Origin of the sequence: Alteromonas sp. MmMcT2-5, assembly GCF_022348315.1 — a bacterium.
Taxonomy (GTDB): Bacteria; Pseudomonadota; Gammaproteobacteria; order Enterobacterales; family Alteromonadaceae; genus Alteromonas; species Alteromonas macleodii.
Genome location: NZ_JAKRFB010000002.1, coordinates 303,783 through 327,529, shown reverse-complemented (window position 1 = coordinate 327,529; position 23,747 = coordinate 303,783). Strand labels below are relative to the sequence as shown.

Sequence of the window (23,747 nt, the reverse complement as noted above, 5' to 3'; positions counted from 1 at the left end):
ATAAAACATGATCATCGCATTGCTCATTATTATTTGTATCTTTGTAGCGCTTATTTGGTTTACCGCCAAAATGGACAGCAATATCGAAGCTTCATTCACACCATCAGGAAAACTTACGCCTGTTGATGGTGGAATTATTCACTGGCAAAAGCAAGGAAACGGTCCGGCGCTTGTGCTGATTCATGGTTTACTTGGCAATAGTAACAATTTTAGCGAATTAGCAAAAACCCTCGCTTCCCGCTACACGGTCTATACCGTTGATCGTCCAGGCAGCGGATTTTCGAGCCGCTACAAAAACACATCCGCCAGCTTCGAGCAGCAAAGTAAAATGATACTCGAGTGGATGCAAAAAGAGGGAATAGGTAGTGCGAGCATCGCTGGGCATTCAATGGGAGGAGGAATTGCACTGAGGATGGCAATCGATGCACCTGACAAAATAAAATCGGTTTCGCTTCTATGCCCGTTAACTACACCACTAAAAGGTGGTGCCGGGCCTCTTTCGGTGCTTTACATACCCAATGAATGGGTACGCAGCAGTGTTGCAAAAACCATTGCCAGTCCACTGCGTGCAAAGTTAGGTAGAAAACAAGTCGCACAAATTTTTCACCCCGAACCTGTCCCCCCGTCCTTTTCAACTGAAGGCGGTGGTTTGTTAGCGCTTCACTCTCGAAGCTTTTATGAAGGTAGCAGAGATACAGTATCTGCGCAGGGCAGTCTGCACCGTCAGCAAACTCGTTATGAAGAGATTCAATGCCCTGTTGGGGTATTGTATGGTGAAAAAGATACTATCTTGAGGCCCGACGAGCACATCACCGCAGTAACAAAGGCAATAGGAAGTGCGGTACACAAAATTATTTCTGGCGCTGGCCACATGATCCCCGTTACTCAGGTGCAAGCGTGCGCCGACTTTATAATATCGATTGACGAAAGCGCTTAAATAAGTGACTTAGTGAAGCCTTGCACCTGCCTTTTCAACGTGATCTTTATGAGAAAACTCAACAACGGCGAGTGTGCGCTCTCGACCACAAGTCGACTGCTTCAGTTTGCGAAGCTGATCGGCGACTCTCTCAATGCCGTCATACGCTTTGCACATTTCAAAAGGGGTCGCGCCCAGCGTTATATTGTAACTGCTAAACCACGCCTTCATTTGCTCACTGTCCCCATCTGACAATGAAATGAGTAAATGATACATACGAATAAAAGCGAGCTGCTTTCTGTACTCTGATGTGCCACTCTCAAACCCAAGTAGCGTAGTCTGCGCCAAAGAAGATGGAGAAATACCCAATATTTCAGAAGCTTGCTTGATATTTAAACCGAGTTCCTGGTATGCCCAAGTGAAGGCTTTCGTAACAACGCTGGTAGGAAATAGTGATCTATTCATAATATCGCCTCGTTTCATCGAACAATGTTATACAGATGTTATGAAACATTGCGAAATGCGTACCAAGTTTTATCTACAGCTTCATTGCTACTTTCTCACGATGCAAATCGATGCCATCTTTATCGACGGAAAATCCTTTTGAAGACAACCAATCAACAGCATCTTCTATGGAATTCACAAAAACATAATCAATATTGGTATCGCGATACACGCGTTTAAGTTGCGCCTGCGTGGTTGCTCGAACGCTTGACTCTCCCATCACTAATGCCACATGAGTGAGCCCTATGGGATTTACCGAAGCCACACGTTCGTGAAGCAGCGCTTCAGCATCAGGAATGAGTAGTGATTCGCCAACAACACTAACAATATCGCACCAAGCTTTCCCATGTAAGCACTCGGAAAGCGTGCGATACTCACTGGCAAAGCTATTTACACACTCTCTGTTCCAAGGCCCATAAGCTTGCGTTAGCACCGCATCACCACAGCGTGTAATAATAAATTCGCCATGAGCATACTGCATATAACCACCTAACTACTTCGATAAAATATTAAGCTAGCAAATACCGTTAAGGCGATATATGCCTTTGACTACGAGTTGTTTTGAAACAACACGTAGTCAAAGTATGGTTCAGTATTGAGAAAATTGAAAATTAAGCGGCAAGAATGTTGATCAGCTCAGCAAACGTAGGGCGGCCCTGTATATCAAGCGGCAAACGCAGCTCTCTAGCAATGTCACTCACGCTGATTACGCCACGAATTTCATGGCTGTCTCTGTCCATGACAAGGCAATGGTGCTGCCCGTAGTCTTTGAGTGTTTCTATCACGTCCCCCACTGATGAACGTATTAGCTCACTGAAATCGAACGACATGAGCGAGGTTTTAGGACGCATGAAATCATGAACAGTGAGCTCTTCTCGCTTAACCTTAAGCTCGCTCACACGCTGAATGATTTGCTGTTCACCGACATCGTGACTGGTCACAATACCAATGAAACGGTTCTCACTGTTTACCACCAGCATCATACGAACATGAGACTGACGCATAATCGACTCTATTTTCGTCGCTGGAGTTCGAGCATCAATAACGTGTGGTAAGTGCTGCTTAAAGTCAGTGAAGACCGCCATAGCAGATGATTTTACAGTAATGGTGTTTTCAACAACCGGCCATGCCAATGTATCGATAGCTTCGGTTTTATATAGATTTAAGGCGTGCATACCTTTCTCCTAATCAAAAATAAAAAATTCAGTTTTTTAATGATTAAGTGAAAGAAGGTGGCCCTCGAATGATGTTATCGCGCTGCCTAGTAAAGGCTTTTGCATCAATCGTTTTTCCAGCCGAAAACCGGTATTTTTCCAAGCCGCTGGTGATGTCGACAAACGAAATGCCATCATCAATGTCGTCGTCAGATACTTCAAAAGCGGAGCTTTCCCATTCGCTAATGAGGGTTGAGAGCGTATTTGCACTGTTCGACTGCCCCGCAATATTTTGCACACTTCTTCCCTCTCCCAATACGGAGACGGATACTAGTGATGAAAATAACGCTGGCAGAATAACGGCCAACAAAACGTACGAAACGCGCAAAGCGTACAACCTCTACTGAACTAAACAACATTGAAGCAAAGCAGCCACTTTTGTTACTGCCTATTTAAACTATAAGAGTATTTAGCGCGTTTAATAGAGGTGTTTAGCGCATTTTATCGACCATTAAACGACGCGTCTTCGAAAACTAATCGTGTCGCGACTCAGGTTTGGTGGGTTGTTTGCTGTGAATTCGTTCTAAAAACAAGAACGAACACTCCCATTAAATGTGATGTTTAGCCAACGTAATTAGAAATACACTAGATTCAATTGATCCATGAGGTGTTTTTTCAGCGGTCATTTAGAGGTTGAGATAACGCGATTAACTGAAGGTCTAAACAACCTGATTGCAAGTAAGTAATAACGGAAGTGATATGAAACCAAGATGGTCCAGACCTATAGTTATTTTGCATTGGATATCTGCCATTGCCATTGTCGGCATGTTTGCTTCAGGGCTGTGGATGGTCGACCTCACATATTACAGCGACTGGTATAAGACGGCACCGCATTGGCACAAGAGTGTTGGATTAATTTTGCTTGCCATCACTGTTATTCGCTTAGTCACGCGCGTTGTTACTTCACGGCCGCCGTCACATGGCACCCCGTTAGAAAAAAGGTTAAGTCGCATAGGTCATGGGCTTCTGTACACCTTGATTATCATGCTATTCGCGAGCGGCTATTTAATTTCAACGGCCGATGGAAGAAGCATCGACGTATTTAATTGGTTTTCTGTACCTGCAATGGGCGAGTTCTTTGAAAATCAAGAAGACATTGCAGGAGAGGCCCATTTTTATATTGCGTGGTCGGTGATTGTATTGGCGATCATTCACGCGCTGGCTGCACTGAAACACCACTTTATTAGTAACGATGACACACTGAAGCAGATGTTACGGCTTCGATGATATTGAGAAGAAAGGAGAAATGATGAAGAAGTTAACACTTGCCCTGGCCGCTGCGCTGTCTTTAAGCACCGCTAACGCCGCAGATTATGTGATTGATAGCAAAGGCGCCCACGCGTCTATCAACTTTAAAATTCAACACTTGGGCTACTCGTGGCTTACTGGTCGCTTCAACGATTTTAAAGGTACTTTTAGTTACGACGACGCAGCACCTAGTGCAGCAAAAATTATGGTGACTATCGATACCGACAGTATCGACTCAAACCACGCAGAGCGTGACAAGCACCTTAAGAGCGACGATTTCTTAAACGTTGACGACTTTCCAGAGGCGAAGTTTGTCAGCACAAAAATTGTCGATAAAGGCAATGGCATGATGGATGTAATGGGTGACTTCACGCTTCATGGTGTAACAAAGCCTATTACAATTGAAGCCAAAAAGATTGGCGAAGGCAAAGACCCATGGGGCGGCTATCGTGCAGGCTTTATGGGCACAACGACGATTGCACTTAAAGATTATGGCATCGACTATGATTTAGGCCCAGCGTCGCAAACGGTAGAATTAGAGCTTCACGTTGAAGGCGTGAAACAATAGCTATTTACATTTAGTCCCAGCAAACTAAATTTATGATTTAAGAAAGCCCCAAACATGGGGCTTTTTTTACATGTGGTTAGTGAAGCTTCAGCTTAGGGCTGATGGCCTGACTTAACTTCTTCACAAGGAGCTTTAGAGCACCTTTAATTTTTCCGTGTACTGCAAACTGGTGCATATTATACAAAGAAACGTAAACCAACTTAGCTAGACGCCCTTCAATGAACATACTGCTGTTTGACAGTGATCCCATTAAGCTTCCAACAGTGCTGTATTTACTTAAGTGAACCAAGGATCCATAGTCCTTGTAAGTAAAATCTTTCGTGTCTTTTTGATTAAATAACGACGTTATATTATGCGCAACAATATCCGCCATTTGGTGGGCAGACTGCGCTCGAGGCGGCACCCACTTCCCATTTTCCTGCTGGAAACCGCAGCAATCGCCTAGCACCCAAATATTCTTATGAGATGAACTGCGAAGCTGCTTATCAACAAGAATTTGATTGGCTCTGTTCGTTTCAAAAAGCGCAAGCTTTGTTATGAAGTCCGGTGCTTTCACCCCCGCAGCCCACACCATTAAATCAGCGTCAATCCGACCACCGTCTTTTGTGATCAGCCCTTTCGCGTCGGCTTCTGCCACCATGGTTTGCTCTTTAATGTCTACGCCCAACTTATGCAGCGCTTTTCTTGCAGAGTTTGCTATACGCTCAGGTAGCGCAGGCAATATACGCTCTCCCGCTTCTACGATCGTAATCTTAAGACGAGAAGCTGACATGTCTGGCATTCCGTACGCCTTGGACAAATTCGCCACATGGTGAAGTTGAGCGGCTAGCTCAGTACCTGTTGCTCCTGCCCCGACAATAGCGACATCAATTCTGGCGTCTTTATCTTCTTGCTGATTGATGCGGATTAGCTGATTAAGAAGCGCTCTGTGAAAACGTTCAGCTTGCTTTAACGAGTCAAGAAAGTAGCAATGCTCAGCAACGCCAGGTGTGCCAAAGTCGTTACTCACGCTGCCAACCGCCAGCACTAACTGGTCATAATGAATCTCGCGTTCAGGCAAAACCTGAGTCCCTTCTTCATCGATTAAAGGCGACAAGGTTATGGTTTGCGCTTGCGCGTTAAGCGAGCACATTTCACCTAATTGAAAGCGGTAGTGGTGAGCTGCAGCGTGGATGGCGTAGTCCACACCGTCTGAATGCTTATCAATTACACCGGCGGCCACTTCGTGTAATAGCGGCTTCCAGATATGGGTTCGACTGCGGTCGACGAGGGTAATTTCGGCTTGTTTCTTTCTCCCGAGGGTGCGGCTTAAGCGACTGGCTAATTCAAGACCACCAGCACCGCCACCAACAATTACTATTTTTTGCATGGGTATACCTATTAACAATCATTCCACGTATGTCGCCTGACCTTTCCAAGCGCTATACATGGCGTGACTGAGACCCATGCTGATGCCTACAGACTACGCCTGATGCCGCTGCGGTACAAGCAAATCACGGCAATAGTCTGTATTTTCAAGATTAATAATTATCTATTACGGCTGCTTATTTGAAGCTATAACGTGAACGATGCCGTTATCATGAAGTTTCGAGGCCGCCCAGGAAAATATCGAGGGCCTGTGAAGCTAGTAAAGTCTGCGCGTTCAGCGTAGTCCGTATCAAATACGTTGTTAACCCGCGCATACAATGTAACGTCTTCGTTCACGCTGTAGCGTACACGCGCATGTACCAAGTCATGCCCCTCGTACTCGTTGAGATTTTCAGCGTCGGTGAAATAGCTCGAAACATGCTGCCACTCTAGCTGCGTTTGTACCTTGCTCGACATCTCAAAGCTTAAACGAGCGTTAAACTGAAGCTTTGGCGCAGTATCAATATCATTACCTTTAATGTCTTGTTCACCTGAGAGCTGACTGTGCTCGTAGGTATGCTTTGCGTATGTACCAGCAAAATCTAAGCGCAGTACATCACTTAACGGTTGGTCAAAAGTAAGCTCTACGCCTCTATGCCACGTTTCGCCGTTGCTTACGTTGAAAAAGTCGCTGTCGCGGTAGATCACATTATCTTTTTGTAGGCTGTAAAGGCTAAGCGTATAGCTGCCGTCAAATAGTGTACCTGTAACGCCCATCTCGATATTATCGGCCGTTACCGAGTCAAGATCAGTAACAGTTTGTGCACGCTGCAAACGATACAGCTCTGTTGCCTGAGGCGCGCGATAGCCTCTTGCGATGCCGCCAAATAACTGGGTTTGAGGGTTAAGTTGATAACGAAGTGAAAGCTTCGGACTAAAGTTATCAAAATCATTTTCGCTGTCTGCTGGTCTGGAATATCTGCAGCCGCCAAAACCGCACTGCGTGCCATCCTCGCGAACACGACCAACATTCATATTGTTGGTGTAGTCGTATTGCATAGACTCAAAGCGCCCGCCGACAGAAATAGCCCAACGCTCAGCTTGCCAATTAAAGGTAAAGAAAGGCGCAAATAGCGTGGCATCTACATCGTAATCATAATGTTTACCTGCAGGAATGGTTTCAACCAAAAAGGCTGACCCTTCTGTGGCGCTGTCTTGTGACTGGGTTAATTCACCTTCGGTGTATTCTACGTCTAGCCCTATATCCGCATTTAAGCTGTCATTGAAGACGTAATTGAACTGAGACAGCACACCAACGCCTTTTTGGGCATTCGTTTCAAGGGGTTTGCCTGGAAGAAAATGCATTCGGAAACGCATGTCCTGGTCGCGTAAGTAAGGTGTAATCGACAGTGCATGACCACCGCTAAAGCTTGTATCGAACTTGCTCCATAGTCTAAAACTTTCTGCTTTTCGAAAGGCTTCGGGGTTTGGGTTGCTTTTGGCTATTTGTGTATTTTTGTAGCTTTCAAACCCTTCAATGTAGCCGGCAGTTTCTTGGTCTAAATGGGTATAGGTAAGGCCGCTCGTGATAACCGAGCTATCCCACTCCAGCCTGTGGCGAAGCGAGACTTTTTCTTGGTCAACGCCCTCTTCATTTCGATATCCTGTATCTCTGGTAACACTGGCGGCGATACCCACGCCACTATGACCAAAGTCTTTCCCTTCTTTAAGCTTTACGCGATGAAAACCATAAGACCCATAGTCAAGACTAAGCTCCCCGTCGCCTTGGGTTGTGTCAGGGGTAATCACATTAATCACACCATGTATCGCATTAGAGCCATAAAGCGCTGACGCAGGGCCTTTTATCACGTCAATACGCTGTGCAATTTCACCGTGTGCTTCAAACAGCTCGTTAATATTGCAAAAACCTGCTGCGCGCAACGCAATACCGTCTTCTGCTGCTAAAATTCCGCCGCACGCTCCAGCGCCGGTTAACACTGGCGAACGAAGGGCAGGTAAATACTCTTGCCCATTGCCCCGCTGTACGCCAGCACCCGCAATGTAATTCAGCGACTCTTGGATATGTTGAAATGAAAGCAGCGAAAGCGTTTCTTCTGAAATAGACGACACTGCATAACCGGAAGCATTCATATTTCCCTGTATACGAGAAGACGTGGTTTCAATTCTTTCTATTTCATTGGTTTGTTGAGCAGTGGCTGCATGCGATAGCAGAGACACAGCTAGCAACGACAGAGGAAAGCTTGGGGCAAAGCGCATTATCTATCCTTATGATGACAAAATGTTTTTTTAGCAACTGATGCTAGTGTATCGTTAATTTAGGCAAGAATGGGTTAAAACTCGCTAAACTGTTGCGGCATTTTGACCATTACGTCATATCTCTGATTTAAGCGTTGGCGTAGACTTTGCAGTTCGCAGACTTTACTGTCACAACATAAGTCTTCGTTTTATACACTATTTCTAATTTACGTGTATCTAACGCATATAGACTGGCAGTACGTTAGTAGATTGCAGCAATGGGTTAATCACTCTTTGCCTGAAGTAAGAACACCAAACTTTGTTCGCTGGAGGAACCATTGGACACACTTATTCCTAGTCTTTCACAGCTTATCGAATTCGCTGTTGCCCCCGTATTTTTACTTACCGGTATTGCGGGCTTCCTCAATGTTATGTCATCTCGGCTGGGCCGAATATCCGACAGGGTCAGGGTGGCAGAAAGACAGATTCATACCCTTTCAGATCCGCATATTGTCGATCGCTCAAAAAAAGAAATTAAGGTGCTATGGCGCAGGGTAAAAGTGATTAACTGGGCGATTGGGCTATGTGTCGCCGCTGGACTGATGGTGTGTACCGTCATTATGGCGCTGTTTTCTGGGTCGCTATGGGTTGTCGATTTAAAAACACCAGTCATCGTATTGTTCATACTGGCTATGATGTTTCTAATCAGTGCGCTCATTGTTTTTCTGGTTGAAGTAAAACTTGCGACAAATACCATAAATATGGTCAGAACCATCCGCTAGCCACGTATCGACAACAGCTTGCTCGCTGGCGTTCAATTGTTCCCATCAGCGACACACCAAAAAGGCGGATAGCGCGTAATGTTTACCTTCTCTATCCGCCTACTTATTTTTAGGCTGTCGCGATTGGCTTAGTTTTGAAGCTAACATTCATTTGCAAAGAAGCAACGTTGCCTCAATGTTTGCCATACTATCGACTACTCGTCCTCAGCGAGTGTATCTAATACAGAAAACAGAACGTTAGCGCCAATTCGCGACACTTCATCGTCGTACTTGTTCTCTACGTTAACGCCTTCTTGACCGCCAGCCAAATCACTAATAGCTCGAACAATAATCCAGTCAACGTCGTTAACGGTACATACTTGACCTATTGCGGCTGACTCCATCTCAGTTACTTCGGCATTGAACACGTCTCTTGTCCACTTTCGATACTCGCGGTTATCCATAAAGACAGACCCGGTAATACCATTTCCGCCTACAAAGAGCTCGGCATCCCGCTCTCCAAGCACGCGCTGCGTTGGCATAGTGCTCATAGCTTGTTTCGCCGCAGTTAAAAGACGCGGTGTCGCGCTGAAATAGGCGGTGTCTTGTGGTTTATCTATCCCCTCTTTCACAATAAGCACTTCGTCAGGATGAATGAAGTGAAAGGGCTTATATTTTGGTGTGTGAGGATCTTTAGCGCGGCGTTCATCTTGCTCTTCAATGAACTTTGCATAATATTCAGGCAGTATGTATTCCCCCGGAGCATTCGGATCTTCATTGGTATACACACTCTCATCATGGTAGTACCAACGCGCCGGAACAATGACGTCACCCGGTTGCCATTTTGGGTTAACCGCTCCCGCAATCCCCATGTAAACCACTTGCTTAACCGGAAAGTAATCCAACGCCATCTGCATAGTCATAGCAGCGTTTGCAATGCTCATTCCAGTAGCGAATATTAATATTGGCTCGTCGTGATAGGTACCTAGGCGATACGTAACGCCTTTGATGGTTGTGGTTGTGTGAATGGATGCATTGGGATCTTGCTCAATACGATTAAGGATACCCTGCATTTCGGGTGCGTAGGCTACGGTAACAGCAGTAAACGCAGGCTGTGAGAACGCGGCGGGCCCGTATGAAGCGCCATCGGACGTTTTAGTAGAAGTACAACCGCCCATCCACGAGGTGGAGAGCAGAACAATAATCATCAAAGTAAACTGTTTCATTCGCGATTCTCAGCTGCATAGTTAGTGAATAATTAAACTAGCACTTTAATCGGGCAAAGAAACGCTGGATTTCAATAATTTACCATTTAAAAACATAAAGAAAACATCTTTAAAACAAGGTGAGCCCTAAAATTACTTTTAGCTACAAATGCGAAGAGAATGCATAACTTTCCAATGTAAGCATTGCGTAAAGACCTGCTTCAAAAGCGTTCATCAACGTTAAAATACGGTAGAATTCGACTATTTCCGTCGTTAATTTGCTACAAATGAACAGTCAAGATACTGCGGCCAATAAAAAGGATTAACTAAGCGCCATGAATACTAAATTACTTCGCTCTCTTCAGGTTTTTGTTGCAGTAACAGATAGCGGTAGCATGAGTGTAGCTGCGAGAGAGCTGCACATGACTGTCTCTGCTATTAGTCAGCAGTTAAGAAAGCTAGAACACGATATCGGCCTTAGCCTTTTTAACCGAAATACCCGAAGCTTGAGCCTAACGGAAGCAGGGCGCATCTATTACGAAACCAGTAAGCAAATGCTGCAAACCGCAGAACTTGCCCAGCAAAAAATTGAAAGTCTGCAGGATGATCCCACAGGTAAAATAAACATCATCGCGCCGGAGGGTTTTGGCGGAGGACTGTTAAGCGAGCCACTGAAAAAGCTTTGTGAAGAATTTCCTAAAATAACTATTTCTTTAACCGTAACTGACGAGCCTAAAGACATTATTGCTTCTAGTGCCGATCTTGTTCTTTGCTTCGCCCCAGTCTCAGATACAAATTTCAGCAGTTTGGTACTCGCGACCTGGAAGCGCATTTTATGTGTCTCTGCAGACCACCCACTGGCAAACGAAACTCTGACTTCGCCTGAAGCGCTTAACGCGCATACATATATTGCTCACAGACATATTGAAGAATACGTTATGAAGCACGAAAGCGAAGGCGAGTATGAATTGGATACACAACGCATTGATGTCAACTCAATGCAGACGTTGATTAAACTTACCCAAGATAGTGTTGGCTATGCGGTTCTTCCCGAACCAGAAGTGAGACATCTATTAAAGTCTGGTGAAATGAAGCAGCTCTTCACTGACTGGGAGTTACCAGATTATACGGTTTATGCGGTTACACCGAAACGGGAGCTAATGCCTGCAAAAATCGGCGCAGCAATTACATGTCTGCAAGATTTATTTGCGCAAATTTAGTCGTTAAACAGCGCACAAGAACCCCATCGCACATAAAAAATGCGACGTTATACCAGTGTACATAGGTCATTACCAAAAAGGCAGCGTAAATACGCTGCCTTTCTTATTTGACTTGGCTTCTTAGAAATTAGAAGCGAGTGTTCATTTGAACACTTAGAATGTGCGCAGTAGCTGACTGTGTGCCAGAGAAGTTAGTAGTAAAGTCAGTACCAGGAAGAACATTGCTTAGAATCGTTCTATCTTTGTCGATATTCGCTTCACGGCCATCAATGAATACGTAAGCCACGTCAATTGATGTATCTTCGCTTACCGTGTAAGTCATACCACCAGAGAACCAATGACGATCTGTATCTGGGATACTAAGTGAGCGGTTTTCTACCGATACCACACCGTCATCATAAGCATACCCAGCACGAAGGGTAATTTCATCGTTTAGGATGTAAGTTACACCAAGCGCTGCACGCCATGAGTCGTCGAAATTCTCTTCTTTAATTAGGAAATCGATGCCGTCTTCTAGGTTAGCTTCAAGCTTCTCAAACGTACTCCAGTCAGTGAAAGTAACACTTGCTTGTACAGACCACTGATTGTCAATTTTTTGATCAATCGCTAGCTCTGTAATCGCAGCAAGGTTCAAATCTAGACTACCTGGCTGGTTTAAGTTAATAGGAAACACTGGCGTCTCTGAAGATACCGCGCCTTCTAGTTCTAGTTTCGTTTCTGCACGGTATGAAAGCGCAACATTAGTCATATCAGTTGGTTGCCAGAAAATACCGGCGTTCCAACCATAGCCCCAATCGTCACCTTCCATGCTAAACAGTGAATTGCCAGGAGTAAGCGTAGGTAATGTAATACCTAACGCTTCTGCTGTTGGCGCTAGGCCTGCAACAGTGCCCGCTAGCGTGTTTGATACGCCAGAACCAATTTCAGCTTCAGCGTAAGTGATGTTTAAACCAAAACCTACCATAAGCTGCTTATTTACTTTATAAGATACAGCAGGGTTTAGGGTTACCGTTTTTACTTCAGCTGTGTCAGCAAAATGCAGCGCACCAAAATCATCAGAGTAATCTGAACGAAGACCGTAGGTTGTGAATACACCTACACCAGCAGATAGCTTTTCATTAATTGGGCTTACATAAAAGAATCCTGGAACAAAAGCAGTATCTGCAATGTTGTCTTCTGCTGCTGGCATAGGTTGGCCAACTGGGGCTTCGCCTAACGCATAGCTAACATCACCATCGATATCTACGTTCGGATCGATAAAGCTTACTGATGCACTGAACTCAGCTTCTTTAAATACACCAATCGCTGCAGGGTTAGTTGCTAAAATGGAGGCATTCTCTGGCTTAGCCGCTTGACCAGCCATGGCACGGCCTAGACCGTTTGCACTGTGTTCATTAACTTGGAAACCAGCTGCCAGCGCTGAAGAAGAGGCTAAGGTAGCAAGCGCTAAGCAAACTGAGGCACGTAAAGAAAACTGTTGCTTCATAAGATACTCATTGTAAAAGGGGAAAATTGCACGGGCATTCTACGGATCTGAGTACTTTTGTTCAATGCAAGTAAACGCCATTTACGCACTTTTATCGCATTTTTTACAATTATAGCTACAACTTCGACGCATTTATAAGCAACTTTGATAAAACAGCGTTAACGAAAGATCTCAATATTGTTAACGCCATTTTAATTAACTATCACTAACACCTATTGGAAATGCAAAAAGGTTTCACTCAAATTTATAAGTAGGCTGTGTTATAGGTTGTGTTTATGTCTATAACCCCCACCCTATTTTAAACAGCGCAGATGCAACCGTGTTTAGCGACGCGCTTTTACATTCGATAAGACGTCGACCATTTGTGCTTGTAACAGGAGGACACCATGTCAACATACAAAGTTATTACACTCGTTAATCGCCCCCATGACAGAAAAATTGGGCCACATTTATTTGAAAGCAAAGAGCTCGAAATTCCCACGCCTAAAGACGGTCAAATTTTGATAAAGCAAACTCACATGTCTTTAGACCCTGCGATGTTAGGTTGGATGAGTGAAGACAGAGAGAGTTATATTCCACCTGTGGAGCTTGGCGATGTAATGCGCTCAAGCGGTGTGGGCGAAGTGGTTGAGTCTAACAACCCTAATTTTTCGGTTGGCGACAAAGTTATGGGAATGACTGGCTGGAGTGAATATGTGCTCAGTGACGGTTCTGGTTTTAACAAACTTCAGCCTGGCATTACTGAGGAAATGGCCCTTTGTGTTTTTGCACTACCAGGCCTAACGGCCACAACAGGTTTATATAACTTTGGCGAGCCCAAAGAAGGTGAGACACTTATTGTTACGGGTGCAGCAGGTTCTGTAGGCTCAATTGTAGGTCAGCTTGCTAAAGCAGACGGGCTGCGTGTAATTGGCGTAGTAGGAAGCGAAGACAAAGCCGATTGGATTGTTAACGAGCTTGGGTTTGATGGCGCTATAAACTACAAAACCGACAATTTAGAAGAAAAGTTAGTCGAACTAACACCAAATAAAATAGACGTCTTCTTTGAAAATACGGGCGGTCCTATTCAGCAGCACATTTTTAACAGAATGAATGCCCATGGCCGAATTGTGGTATGTGGAATGATTGCCGATTACCAGTCTGAAGAGCCGTCACCGGGCCCGAACTGGATCCCGCTGATTAAAAAGCGAATTAACATTCGCGGTTTTGCTATGCCTGATCACTGGGGTGAAATTCCACAACTACTGCAAAAGCTTTCGCCTTATGTTCAACAAGGTAAAATCAAGTACCGTGCACACACTGTGGAAGGCTTAGAGAACGCCGAGAAGGGACTAAATATGTTGTTTGAAGGCAAGAACACCGGCAAGATGATTGTGAAGCTGTAAGCCAATCGTGAAAAAGCGCAGTGTTAGTCTAAGCACTGCGCCTGATTTAATACAAACTGGGCTTTGCCTTTTTCTTTTGCTTCGTAAAGTGCTTTATCTGCTTCGTCAATAAGGCAATCGATTGACATATTCTCGGCCGACTTGGCAAACACCACACCAATGGAACAACTCATTAAGGGATGCTTTGCATCTTGTGCATGTTCTAATGCTGCTTCTGTCCACTTATTCAAAAGCGCATCACAGTGCTTCTCAACTTGTTCTTTCTGAATGTCGCTCAATACAACAATAAACTCTTCGCCACCGTACCGACCTAATATGTCTGTCTCTCGCTTAAAGACCTGCTTCATAATGCGGGCTTGTATTTTTATCGCTTCATCACCCTGCTGATGACCAAAACAGTCGTTATATTTTTTAAAGTCGTCTAAGTCGAGCATCATCACGGCCATCGACACTTTATGACGCTTACTCAACGCCAACAGTTTTTCACTCTGCTCTCGTAACGCACGCCGATTCAATAAATCAGATAAGGGGTCAAATTTGCTAAGTTTAAGTAGCCTGTCATTGGTTTCTTTTAACATGCGTACGCTGCGATCTAACCGATAACGGGCATAAACACAAATAAACAAAGACCCAGATACAAATGCCATTGAAATTGGAACTCTGTCACCATAAACCGGCGCAACCCACATTAACCCCAAGAAACCCAGAATGTTGATGACGTTGGCTGCTAGCGCTAATTTAAAGGCAATACCCAGCGCAAACACACAGAAGAAAGCATATAAAATGGTGCCCTCGTAGGGGAAAATGAAGCTGTGCTCTTCCCAGCAAACCCATATTAACCAGTAGTTGCTGTAAGAAAGCGCAATAAGTAACCCTGCGAAAATGTAGGCTCGATGCTGAATGAACCTGCGCCAGAAGGAGAGTACAACAACGACGAGTATAATAGGGAATTGAAGAAGTAAGCGATCGAATATGTACAGCTCGTACATGCTGCTTGGTAGTAGCATCAAGTCAGCAGCCATAAAAGCAAGCACAAGTACAGCACCAATGATCAGCGCAATTCTCAGCCGAAGTAGCTCGCGGGGTTTATTGATTTGCACACGCCACCTTAAGCAATAATTTACTGTTAAAGCATCTATATATTAGCCCATGGCGAAATCCCCCACGGGCTCTTACAACTTCAAATTACTGAAGCTGCATCACTTTAACTATTATCAGTGACTTCTTGATTAAGCGCCAGTTTTGACAAACTTTCTTGCAGTGCCTCAACGGTGACAGGTTTGGTAACGATGTCGTCCATCCCCGCTTCTTTAAATGACACGTGACGCTCTTTGAATGCTTCGGCGGTAAGTCCTATAACTGGGGTTTTGCTAAGCTCTCCATCAAGCTTTCGAATGCGTTTTGTCGCTTCAATGCCGTCCATCACTGGCATGTGCACATCCATGAAAACAACATCAATACCGCCCTCTTCTACTCGTGCAGCGGCTTTCAGTCCATTATCAACGTGCTCAACATCACATTTCAGCTGTTCTAAGAGTGCCTGTGCTACCACAGCATTGATGGCATTATCTTCAGCCAACAGAACTTTAATACCTTCTGGTAAGCTAGCGCGCTCTGCTTGTCGCGCGGAATCCGAATCGGCCGACGACTCCACCACGCGACGACTCTGCACCTTGGCGGTAACGGTGAAACATGAACCTTCACCTACTTTGCTCACCACCTTAATATCACCACCTAATATTTGTGCAAGCTGCTTTGCAATAGCAAGACCTAGCCCAGTGCCACCGTATTTACGCGTAATTGATGAATCGGACTGCGTAAACTTATCAAAAATATGCTCGAGTCTGTCTGGCTCAATGCCAATACCGGTATCTTTAACCGCAATTACCAAATGGTTCTCGCTCACGGTATCCTGGGAAGGCTGTTTGAGCTTGGCGGAAATAGTCACAGTGCCCTTATGAGTAAACTTAATTGCGTTACTCACCAAGTTAATGATTATCTGGCGTAACTTCGTAATATCACTGGTTACTGCCACCGATTCCATGTTCTTACTTTTGTAAACCAAACGCGTACTATTGGCACTGGCATTGGTACCCAGTAGCGTAATAAGGTCATTCAGCATTGCGTCAAGATCGAACTCTGTAACGTCAACCTCTGACATACCTGATTCAATTTTTGAGAGATCCAGAACATCGTTGATAACGGTCGCTAGAATAGACGCCGATGATTTCAAATCGCTGGCATACTGATGCTGTTTATCCGACAGTTGCGTATCAAGAAGTAGCGTTGCTAATCCCTGAATACCGTTCAGTGGGGTGCGAATTTCGTGACTCATTACTGCAAGAAAATCCGTTTTTGCGCGGTTTGCTTGCTGAGCTTGAGCAACGTATTGCTCTATTTCACCAGACATTGCCTCAACGTCTCGCGCTAAACTACCTAACTCGTCGTTTTGCTGTAAGTCTATACTGACCTTCTTATGGTCAACCGCAATACGACTTGCTGCTGATTTTATTTTTTCGATAGGAGAAACAACAAACACCTGTGTGACTCTTCCCATAAGCAAACTGACAATAACGACAGCAAATAGCGTCACTAATGACGTTAGCCACGCAATAGTAGATAGGGAAGATTGCAGTGCGTCAGCAGGCTGCAATACGGTAACTTTCCAATTCCATGGCGCAAATTCCGCACATGCAAATAACACGTCAGCATCGTTAATATTCGACTCACCGAAGGCGACCTTACGACTGGCAATGGTTGCGATTGTCGCATCTTCGACATCAGGAACCACAGTGTGCTCCATCGTACTAAACACCACGGTATCGGCACTCTTGTCACTGATCGCAAAGTGGCGGTCGGTGGCTTGCTGCAACGACTTTAGCTCTTCAAACACTTCCTTTTGATAGGCCTCGCGAAACACAGGCACATTCTCTAGGCCCGACTCAATAAGCAGTTCACGTCTTTCGTCAATGATCTCTAAAACGTTTAATGTAAGCGTCTGAGTGAGGAGCTGATATTCTCTTTCGCGTACTGAATCGTACGCCGTCAAATAAGCCCAATACCCAGTAAGTGCCATACCAATTAATAAAATTGGAATGTAGATAACCAGCAGTTTCGATTTAATCCGCATACTTACTTCTAATTAGGCCTTATTGATACACATGTTTTTTCGACAGCTTCAAGTAATTTGAAGGAATGGGCAACTGCAGTTTGATTGCTGTAGACACATTTACCGCTACAGTGTACGTATCCATTTTATCAACGGGAATGTCCCTCGCCGATTTTTTCTCAAGAATTAGCTTGGCTTTTCTTGCAGCTGATTTGCCAATACTCGCTGGCTCAGATACTACGCCAAGAAGCGCACCTTCTTTCACAGAGGAAATGCTTTCTGCGAATAAAGGAAGCAGTCCCGTAGCTTCTTTTACCTTTGTTACTAAGCCATTCGATTCCGCGAGCGGCCCAGATGAAAGCCAGTAACCATCCAGCTCGTTTGTTTTTTGCTGAAAGCTGTTGATGATGCTGTCAGTCATTTCAACCAGTCCATCATCGCCTTCTATATACGGTGTACTAACAGCAACAAGATTTATGTTCTCGTAGTCACCATTCAGTGCCAGAAGTTGATTAACCAAGTTACTTGACGATGGGTATGTAGAATGGACTAGACCTATGGTAAAAAGCGATGAGGGCTTAGACGCTCTGAGCACGCCCTCTAACATATCTAGCTTCACCTTTGCGTCTAGCACGTGTGACTCGCCCGTCATGTTGCGGTCACTAACCGCACCAATAGCAGAAACTATTCCTTCTTCAACCGGTGCTGAGACCGCCATAAACAGCTTAGGTACATCAACAAACGCTTCAGACGCATTCAGCGCTCTGGTGGCAAGGGTCGCCACCGATACAATAAGGTCAGGCGCTGGGTTTTGTGCAAGCTCGGTAAGTATCTCCTTAGCACGAACTTCAGAGCCTTCGGCGTTATACGATGTTACGTTAATCTCGTGATCGGGCATAATCCGCGCAAGTTCCTTTTCGAACTCGGCCCGCGAATCAGCGACAATTGGAACAGGCAGTGTTTCAAGAACAATTAGGTCCAGGGTTTCTTTCGCAAAAGCAGCACTAGCGCCCCACATCAAAGAAGATAAAGCTAAAAGAAGGGAAAACCAGACCTTTGTCATGACTGTGAACCTAACACAACTAACTGAAAATACGCACATATAGACGTATCATAAAGTTATTCGAAGGTCATTCATAGTGGAAGTTATAACCAAATATTCAATACTGGGAATAGCTTTCTAAAAACTAAGATGCGATTTCCGCAAATGCGTTAACACTAAACAGGCGCGCTTCTATATCGTAAATCGGCATCGACACGATAATTTCATCAACACCCGTCGCTTCAACAAACTGAGCTAGCTTGTTTTGCACTGTTTCTTTCGACCCTACCAACGCATACCTCAATACATTCGATAACATTGCTTCGTCAGTCGCCGTACAATATTCTTCAAAGTCAGGCATAGGCTTAGCGAAAGGCCTGTTAAGACCACGTCGCATGTTCATAAATTGCTGCTTCACTGACGTGAATAGGAGTTCAGCCTCTTCATCGGTTTCAGCAATCACCACCATTACACCAGCCATTGCTTTTGGCGCTGATAACTGAGGCGACGGTTTGAACATATTGCGGTACACATGAAGCGCATCGAATAGCGCATCGGGCGCAAAATGCGAGGCGAACGAATATGGCAGCCCCATCTTTGCCGCCACCTGTGCACTGTACAAGCTAGAACCAAGTAACCACAAGGGCACGTGGGTATTCGCCCCTGGAACTGCAACAATCGGCTGCCCGTCTTGCGGTGTACCCAAGTAGTGCTGAAGTTCCTGAATATCTTCTGGGTAACTGTCTACATCGCTTTGTAAATTGCGACGAAGCGCGCGTGCGGTTGCCATATCAGTGCCTGGGGCACGGCCAAGTCCAAGCTCTATGCGATTGGGAAATAATTCAGCCAAGGTGCCAAACTGCTCAGCAATGACTAAAGGTGCATGGTTTGGCAGCATAATACCGCCAGCACCCACTTTAATAGTCGAGGTAGCGTTAGCAATGTGCGTTAACACTACTGAGGTGGCAGAACTGGCAACACCACGCATGCCGTGATGCTCGGCTAACCATACACGTTCATAGCCACAGCGCTCAGCTTCCACAGCCATTAACTTCGAATTGTTTAACGCGTCTATTACGCCAAACCCTTCAGATATTGGCGCTAAATCTAGCAGTGAGTATGGGATAGCCATGTTGCCTCGCAATGTTGAAACTTGGTATGACTTATAGGTATGACCTTACTCCTCGTTTTACAACTGCCTTACCTGACAAAGTAAGACGGATGGAGAAGGTTTATCGATGAAGTGAGAGTGGTGGAAAGAGAAGTGAAATAATAGTGAGTCATGGGCTTGCAGGAAAGCCACTTAATTAGCAGCCAATAATCGCCTATTGAAAACAAAAAAGCCTGCGCTTTGTCAGTCGCAGGCTTTGTTTGTGAGCACGAATAAGTGCTTCAGCAGTGTGCTTTATTCCACCGTAACCGACTTCGCCAAGTTACGCGGCTGGTCAACGTCGGTGCCCTTAATTAGCGCTACGTAGTAGCTCAAAAGCTGTAGTGGCAAGGTATAAATGATAGGTGCGATTGGTTCGTCGCAGTGCGGTACGTTGATAACGCGCATGGTTTCATCACCTTCAAACGCCGCATCTTTATCCGCAAATACATACATGATGCCGCCACGGGCACGTACTTCTTCAACGTTCGACTTTAGCTTCTCGAGGAGTTCGTTGTTCGGTGCAACCACAATAACGGGCATTTCGTCATCAATAAGCGCAAGTGGGCCGTGTTTCAATTCACCAGACGCATACGCTTCCGCATGAATATAAGAAATCTCTTTAAGCTTTAGCGCCCCTTCCATGGCAATAGGATATTGGTCGCCACGACCTAGGAACAAGCTGTGGTTCTTATCTGCAAATTCTTCAGCTAAATCTTCAATGCCACCAGTTATCGCTAAGGTCTCTTCAAGCTTTGCAGGTAGACTATGAAGCGCAGAGACAATAGCTTTGCTGTCAGCGTCTGTCATGCCGTTTTCTTTGCCCAGTGCTAGGGTAAGCATTAAGAACGCAGTGAGCTGAGTAGTGAAAGCTTTGGTAGACGCAACGCCAATTTCCGCGCCAGCGCGGGTCATAAATGCAAGGTCTGACTCGCGTACTAATGACGAACCCTGAACGTTACAGATAGTCAAACTAGACATATAGCCCAGCTCTTTTGCTAAGCGAAGGGCAGCTAACGTATCGGCTGTCTCACCTGATTGAGAGATAGTAATAAGCAGGCTGTTTGGGTGCACTACTGACTTGCGGTAACGGAATTCTGATGCAATTTCTACGTTGCACGACACATTTGCATATTGTTCTAGCCAATAGCGCGCCGTCATACCCGCATGGTAGCTGGTACCACAGGCAATAATTTGTACATGCTGTACTTTTTTGAATATCTCGTCAGCACCTTTACCAAATATGTCAGCAGTAAGTCCGTTTTCGTCAATACGATCTTTAAGCGCATTACGCACAACGGTTGGCTGCTCGTGAATTTCCTTAAGCATGTAGTGGCGGTAACCCGCTTTGTCACCCGCGTCGTGCTCGATATTCGACTCAATCACTTCGCGTTCAACGGCATTGCCGTCTTTATCGAAGATTTTAACGTCGCGACGAGTAATCTCTGCCACATCGCCTTCTTCTAAAAAGATGAAGCGGCGTGTCACTGGCAATAATGCCATTTGATCTGACGCAATGAAGTTTTCGCCAAGGCCTAAACCAATTACAAGCGGGCTGCCCGAACGTGCAACCACTACGCGACTAGGATCTTCTTTATCCATGATGACGGTGCCATACGCACCGTGGAAGGTTTTAACGGCACTTTGCACAGCGTCTAGTAAAGTCTTACCTGACTTAAGCTCTTCGTGTACGGTGTGAGCAATAGTTTCTGTGTCGGTGTCGCTGGTAAAGGTATAGCCCTGCTCTTTTAACTGTGCTTTTAAGTTAACGTAGTTTTCAATAATACCATTGTGAACAACAGCTACACGTTCAGTTGAAAAGTGTGGGTGCGCATTCGCTTCAGTCACACCACCGTGCGTTGCCCAACGGGTATGAGCAATTCCAGTTGTACCCAAAGCTTCACCTTCTGCCACCGCATCAGCAAGCTCTTGTACTTTGCCTGTACGGCGAATACGCGTAAGCGTGCCGTCGCCTTGCAATAGCGCTACGCCAGCTGAATCATAGCCGCGATACTCCAGTCTTTTTAAACCTTCTAATAGGATTTCAACCACGTTACGCTCAGCTACAGCGCCAACTATTCCACACATAATTATTCTCCACTCGGCGCTGCAATAAGTACTGTCACGCCCTGATTTTCAATATTAAGTTTGTCTTGTTCACAAATGCCTTCATCGGTGATCAAAACAGAAATGTTTTTCCAGCTTAGCTCTAGGTTAGGCATTTTATGCGTTAATTTCTTTGAGCTGGCTACTATAACCACCTTACTAGCCGCCACAGCCATGGCGCGGGTTACACCAATAAGCTCGTTAAAGGTGGTGGTGCCTCTGTTGACATCTATGCCCGCGGCACCAATAAACGCAATGTCAAAACTATAGGCACTAACCAACTGTTCAGCCATAGCGCCTTGAAACGACTGAGATTGGGCATCCCATGTGCCCCCTACCATTAACACCGTCGGCTCTTTTTCACTTTGGGTAAGGTAATTGGCGGTTGATAATGTGTTGGTCATTACCACTAAATCATCGGCATGAGATAAATGGGGTAAGATGGATGCGGTGGTAGACCCGCAGTCTATAACGAGCTTATTGCCCGGTTTGACCAAGCTCGCTGCAAGTTGGCCTATAGCGTTAATTGCTGGGCTAGTAGTTGAATTCGCGAAAGGGTCACTGGTAATAAACTGAGATGGCCCAGCATTTGAGTTGGTAGATGATGGTACAGGCACTGCGCCACCAAACTGTCGAATCAGTAAACCTTGCTGCGAAAGGGCTGCGAGATCTTTTCTAATGGTGACTTCAGACGTAGCAAAACGCACGGCCAAATCTTCAACTTGAGATTGACCATGCTCTTTCACCCACGCCACTATCTGCTGGCGGCGCTGTTCAACCGATTTACTACTTTTCAATATAACCTCATGCTCTTGCCGCCTTCTCGCTAAACCTTCCTGTACGCGTTGTTCCAATTGAGAACAAGCCATGAAAAGTCTGCAAAACAGTCCGCAAACACACCTTCAACATTCAATCATAACTTTCAAAACGAAAGCTATTAGTTTTAAAGTGAAAGCATCGTAAGTTAAATTGAAACGACGATCAAGGTAATTGTTTAATTAAACGCCAGCGATTTCTTTTGAGCACTCGCTTTTATGGCTAGCTCAATGACTTTGATAACAGGTACGACCGTACTCGCGTCAGCCGGCGAGAATTTACCGTCTTCAATAGCGTGAGCAAGGCGATTGAAAAACGTGAGATATTCACCCTTCAATGTTGTCACCGTCTCTTCAACTAGCTGGCCGCTTTCATTGACCACAGCTAGCACGCCATGCTCGTTATCTTTTGTAATCGCCCAGTGTTCATCATCAAAGGATAGCTCTGCACGCAATTGATCTTCTTGCGGATCTAAATAGAACTTTCGAAAGCTGCCTTTTGTGCCTTGCAAGTCGTAGCGCAATGTCGCGCTGGCCTGAAAAGCTGAACTACCTAGCTTTACAACTTTATCAACATAGTGAAGTGTTACATCGAACGTGTCATCTGACTGTCCATTTTCACGCAAGGCCTGTATGTTTGCCGACACTTCTTCCGGTTCGCCGAAAAGCTGTAGCGCTTGGTCGATTAAATGGGGACCTAAATCCCAGAAGATACCGCTTCCTGGCCCTGCATTTTCACGCCACCTGTCTCGTGGTACTGGGCGAAATCGATCGAAGCGGCTTTCCAAACGTTTAATGTCGCCAAGTTTTTCATCGTTAATTAGCTGCTTAATCGTAAGAAAATCGCCATCAAAACGTCTGTTGTGATAAACACAAAGCTGTTTATTTTGAGAATGTGCAAGCTCTACTAAAGCTTCTGCTTCTTCACTATCTAATGTAAATGGCTTTTCTACCAATACGTGACAGCTGTGCTCTAATGCCAGTTTCGCCTGTGGCCCATGAAGGTGATTTGGGGTTGTAATAACCACCAAGTCTACATCGTGAATTTTAAGCGCTTCTTCCAACGAGCCATACACTTCAGCATGGGGTAAAATTGCGTTAACCACATCAGGTTTTGAAGAGATAACCACATCGACAGAGAACTGCGGTAGATAATTTAGAAATGGCAAATGAAAGGTTGTGGCGGAAAATCCAAAGCCAACCAGAAGTGTAGATATCATCGCATATCCTTGTGTAACGAGAATTAAGAGGTAAGTAAACACACACTATCAGTAATGATAGATAGGGGAAACCTTAGATAGTTCATTATTTAGAAGACAGATAGCTGAATGAGTTGCGTTTACAGCGACACAGTAGACGTTAATTTAAGCCCTCTGATTTTGTCATCTTTCTGACTGGGCGATAGTTTGATGGGA

At 45.1% G+C, this 23,747-nt stretch carries 21 protein-coding genes; 6 read left to right on the top strand and 15 right to left on the bottom strand.

Annotated features, from left to right (window positions below):
- Nucleotides 1-7 precede the first annotated feature (7 nt).
- Complete coding sequence (locus MHN09_RS03430) at nucleotides 8-937, top strand: alpha/beta hydrolase (RefSeq protein WP_239239131.1); 930 nt, start codon at nucleotides 8-10, stop codon at nucleotides 935-937.
- A gap of 9 nt (nucleotides 938-946) precedes the next feature.
- Here MHN09_RS03430 and MHN09_RS03425 read toward each other — a convergent pair whose 3' ends face one another.
- The 4 genes from MHN09_RS03425 to MHN09_RS03410 all read right to left on the bottom strand — a co-directional run bounded on the left by MHN09_RS03425 (nucleotide 947) and on the right by MHN09_RS03410 (nucleotide 2,872).
- Nucleotides 947-1,381: a hypothetical protein gene (locus MHN09_RS03425; RefSeq protein ID WP_101566306.1), complete on the bottom strand. Its 435-nt coding sequence runs from the start codon at nucleotides 1,379-1,381 to the stop codon at nucleotides 947-949.
- Between the two features lie 73 nt (nucleotides 1,382-1,454).
- On the bottom strand, nucleotides 1,455-1,901 hold the full coding sequence (locus tag MHN09_RS03420; RefSeq protein ID WP_239239129.1) for a hypothetical protein: 447 nt from the start codon (nucleotides 1,899-1,901) through the stop codon (nucleotides 1,455-1,457).
- Between the two features lie 130 nt (nucleotides 1,902-2,031).
- Entirely contained in the window at nucleotides 2,032-2,595 is a 564-nt protein-coding gene (locus MHN09_RS03415) for a CBS domain-containing protein (protein ID WP_039221649.1), read from the bottom strand.
- Nucleotides 2,596-2,638: 43 nt separating this feature from the next.
- Entirely contained in the window at nucleotides 2,639-2,872 is a 234-nt protein-coding gene (locus tag MHN09_RS03410; protein ID WP_014977718.1) for a hypothetical protein, read from the bottom strand.
- 461 nt (nucleotides 2,873-3,333) lie between these two features.
- Here MHN09_RS03410 and MHN09_RS03405 point away from each other — a divergent pair, with 461 nt between their 5' ends.
- The gene (locus tag MHN09_RS03405) at nucleotides 3,334-3,861 is read left to right on the top strand and encodes a cytochrome b (RefSeq protein WP_014951191.1); all 528 of its coding nucleotides are present in this window, start codon (nucleotides 3,334-3,336) and stop codon (nucleotides 3,859-3,861) included.
- 22 nt (nucleotides 3,862-3,883) lie between these two features.
- The gene (locus tag MHN09_RS03400) at nucleotides 3,884-4,450 is read left to right on the top strand and encodes a YceI family protein (RefSeq protein ID WP_014951192.1); all 567 of its coding nucleotides are present in this window, start codon (nucleotides 3,884-3,886) and stop codon (nucleotides 4,448-4,450) included.
- A 76-nt stretch (nucleotides 4,451-4,526) separates the two neighbouring features.
- On the opposite strand, the gene MHN09_RS03395 is transcribed toward MHN09_RS03400, so the two are convergent.
- Nucleotides 4,527-5,819: an NAD(P)/FAD-dependent oxidoreductase gene (locus tag MHN09_RS03395; RefSeq protein WP_014951193.1), complete on the bottom strand. Its 1,293-nt coding sequence runs from the start codon at nucleotides 5,817-5,819 to the stop codon at nucleotides 4,527-4,529.
- Nucleotides 5,820-6,004: 185 nt separating this feature from the next.
- Nucleotides 6,005-8,074 carry a TonB-dependent receptor gene (locus MHN09_RS03390; protein ID WP_239239126.1) on the bottom strand — a complete coding sequence of 690 codons (2,070 nt, stop codon included), beginning with the start codon at nucleotides 8,072-8,074 and terminating at the stop codon, nucleotides 6,005-6,007.
- Between the two features lie 317 nt (nucleotides 8,075-8,391).
- Between MHN09_RS03390 and MHN09_RS03385 the strand changes: the two genes are divergently transcribed.
- A complete protein-coding gene (locus tag MHN09_RS03385) occupies nucleotides 8,392-8,835 on the top strand; it encodes a DUF2721 domain-containing protein (RefSeq protein ID WP_014951195.1) in 444 nt (147 codons plus the stop codon).
- Nucleotides 8,836-9,029: 194 nt separating this feature from the next.
- On the opposite strand, the gene MHN09_RS03380 is transcribed toward MHN09_RS03385, so the two are convergent.
- On the bottom strand, nucleotides 9,030-10,040 hold the full coding sequence (locus MHN09_RS03380) for a 5'-methylthioadenosine/S-adenosylhomocysteine nucleosidase (RefSeq protein ID WP_239239123.1): 1,011 nt from the start codon (nucleotides 10,038-10,040) through the stop codon (nucleotides 9,030-9,032).
- A 314-nt stretch (nucleotides 10,041-10,354) separates the two neighbouring features.
- On the opposite strand from MHN09_RS03380, the gene MHN09_RS03375 reads away from it, so the two are divergent.
- Nucleotides 10,355-11,239: a LysR family transcriptional regulator gene (locus MHN09_RS03375; RefSeq protein WP_014951197.1), complete on the top strand. Its 885-nt coding sequence runs from the start codon at nucleotides 10,355-10,357 to the stop codon at nucleotides 11,237-11,239.
- 127 nt (nucleotides 11,240-11,366) lie between these two features.
- On the opposite strand, the gene MHN09_RS03370 is transcribed toward MHN09_RS03375, so the two are convergent.
- Nucleotides 11,367-12,725, bottom strand: coding sequence for an outer membrane protein transport protein (locus tag MHN09_RS03370; protein WP_014951198.1), 1,359 nt, complete (start codon nucleotides 12,723-12,725; stop codon nucleotides 11,367-11,369).
- Between the two features lie 386 nt (nucleotides 12,726-13,111).
- Between MHN09_RS03370 and MHN09_RS03365 the strand changes: the two genes are divergently transcribed.
- On the top strand, nucleotides 13,112-14,110 hold the full coding sequence (locus MHN09_RS03365) for an NADP-dependent oxidoreductase (RefSeq protein ID WP_239239120.1): 999 nt from the start codon (nucleotides 13,112-13,114) through the stop codon (nucleotides 14,108-14,110).
- Between the two features lie 23 nt (nucleotides 14,111-14,133).
- Here the strand turns inward: MHN09_RS03365 and MHN09_RS03360 are convergent, their stop codons facing one another.
- The 7 genes from MHN09_RS03360 to MHN09_RS03330 all read right to left on the bottom strand — a co-directional run bounded on the left by MHN09_RS03360 (nucleotide 14,134) and on the right by MHN09_RS03330 (nucleotide 23,552).
- On the bottom strand, nucleotides 14,134-15,210 hold the full coding sequence (locus MHN09_RS03360; protein ID WP_110288893.1) for a GGDEF domain-containing protein: 1,077 nt from the start codon (nucleotides 15,208-15,210) through the stop codon (nucleotides 14,134-14,136).
- A 104-nt stretch (nucleotides 15,211-15,314) separates the two neighbouring features.
- The gene (locus tag MHN09_RS03355; RefSeq protein ID WP_239239118.1) at nucleotides 15,315-17,240 is read right to left on the bottom strand and encodes an ATP-binding protein; all 1,926 of its coding nucleotides are present in this window, start codon (nucleotides 17,238-17,240) and stop codon (nucleotides 15,315-15,317) included.
- Nucleotides 17,241-17,259: 19 nt separating this feature from the next.
- Nucleotides 17,260-18,282, bottom strand: a complete 1,023-nt coding sequence (locus MHN09_RS03350) for an ABC transporter substrate binding protein (RefSeq protein WP_239239115.1) — start codon at nucleotides 18,280-18,282, stop codon at nucleotides 17,260-17,262.
- A gap of 124 nt (nucleotides 18,283-18,406) precedes the next feature.
- Nucleotides 18,407-19,393, bottom strand: coding sequence for an LLM class flavin-dependent oxidoreductase (locus tag MHN09_RS03345; RefSeq protein WP_239239112.1), 987 nt, complete (start codon nucleotides 19,391-19,393; stop codon nucleotides 18,407-18,409).
- Between the two features lie 273 nt (nucleotides 19,394-19,666).
- The gene (gene glmS / locus MHN09_RS03340) at nucleotides 19,667-21,499 is read right to left on the bottom strand and encodes a glutamine--fructose-6-phosphate transaminase (isomerizing) (RefSeq protein ID WP_014951234.1); all 1,833 of its coding nucleotides are present in this window, start codon (nucleotides 21,497-21,499) and stop codon (nucleotides 19,667-19,669) included.
- Between the two features lie 2 nt (nucleotides 21,500-21,501).
- Complete coding sequence (locus MHN09_RS03335; RefSeq protein WP_239239163.1) at nucleotides 21,502-22,314, bottom strand: DeoR family transcriptional regulator; 813 nt, start codon at nucleotides 22,312-22,314, stop codon at nucleotides 21,502-21,504.
- Between the two features lie 197 nt (nucleotides 22,315-22,511).
- Nucleotides 22,512-23,552: a Gfo/Idh/MocA family oxidoreductase gene (locus MHN09_RS03330; protein ID WP_239239110.1), complete on the bottom strand. Its 1,041-nt coding sequence runs from the start codon at nucleotides 23,550-23,552 to the stop codon at nucleotides 22,512-22,514.
- Nucleotides 23,553-23,747: the final 195 nt, after the last annotated feature.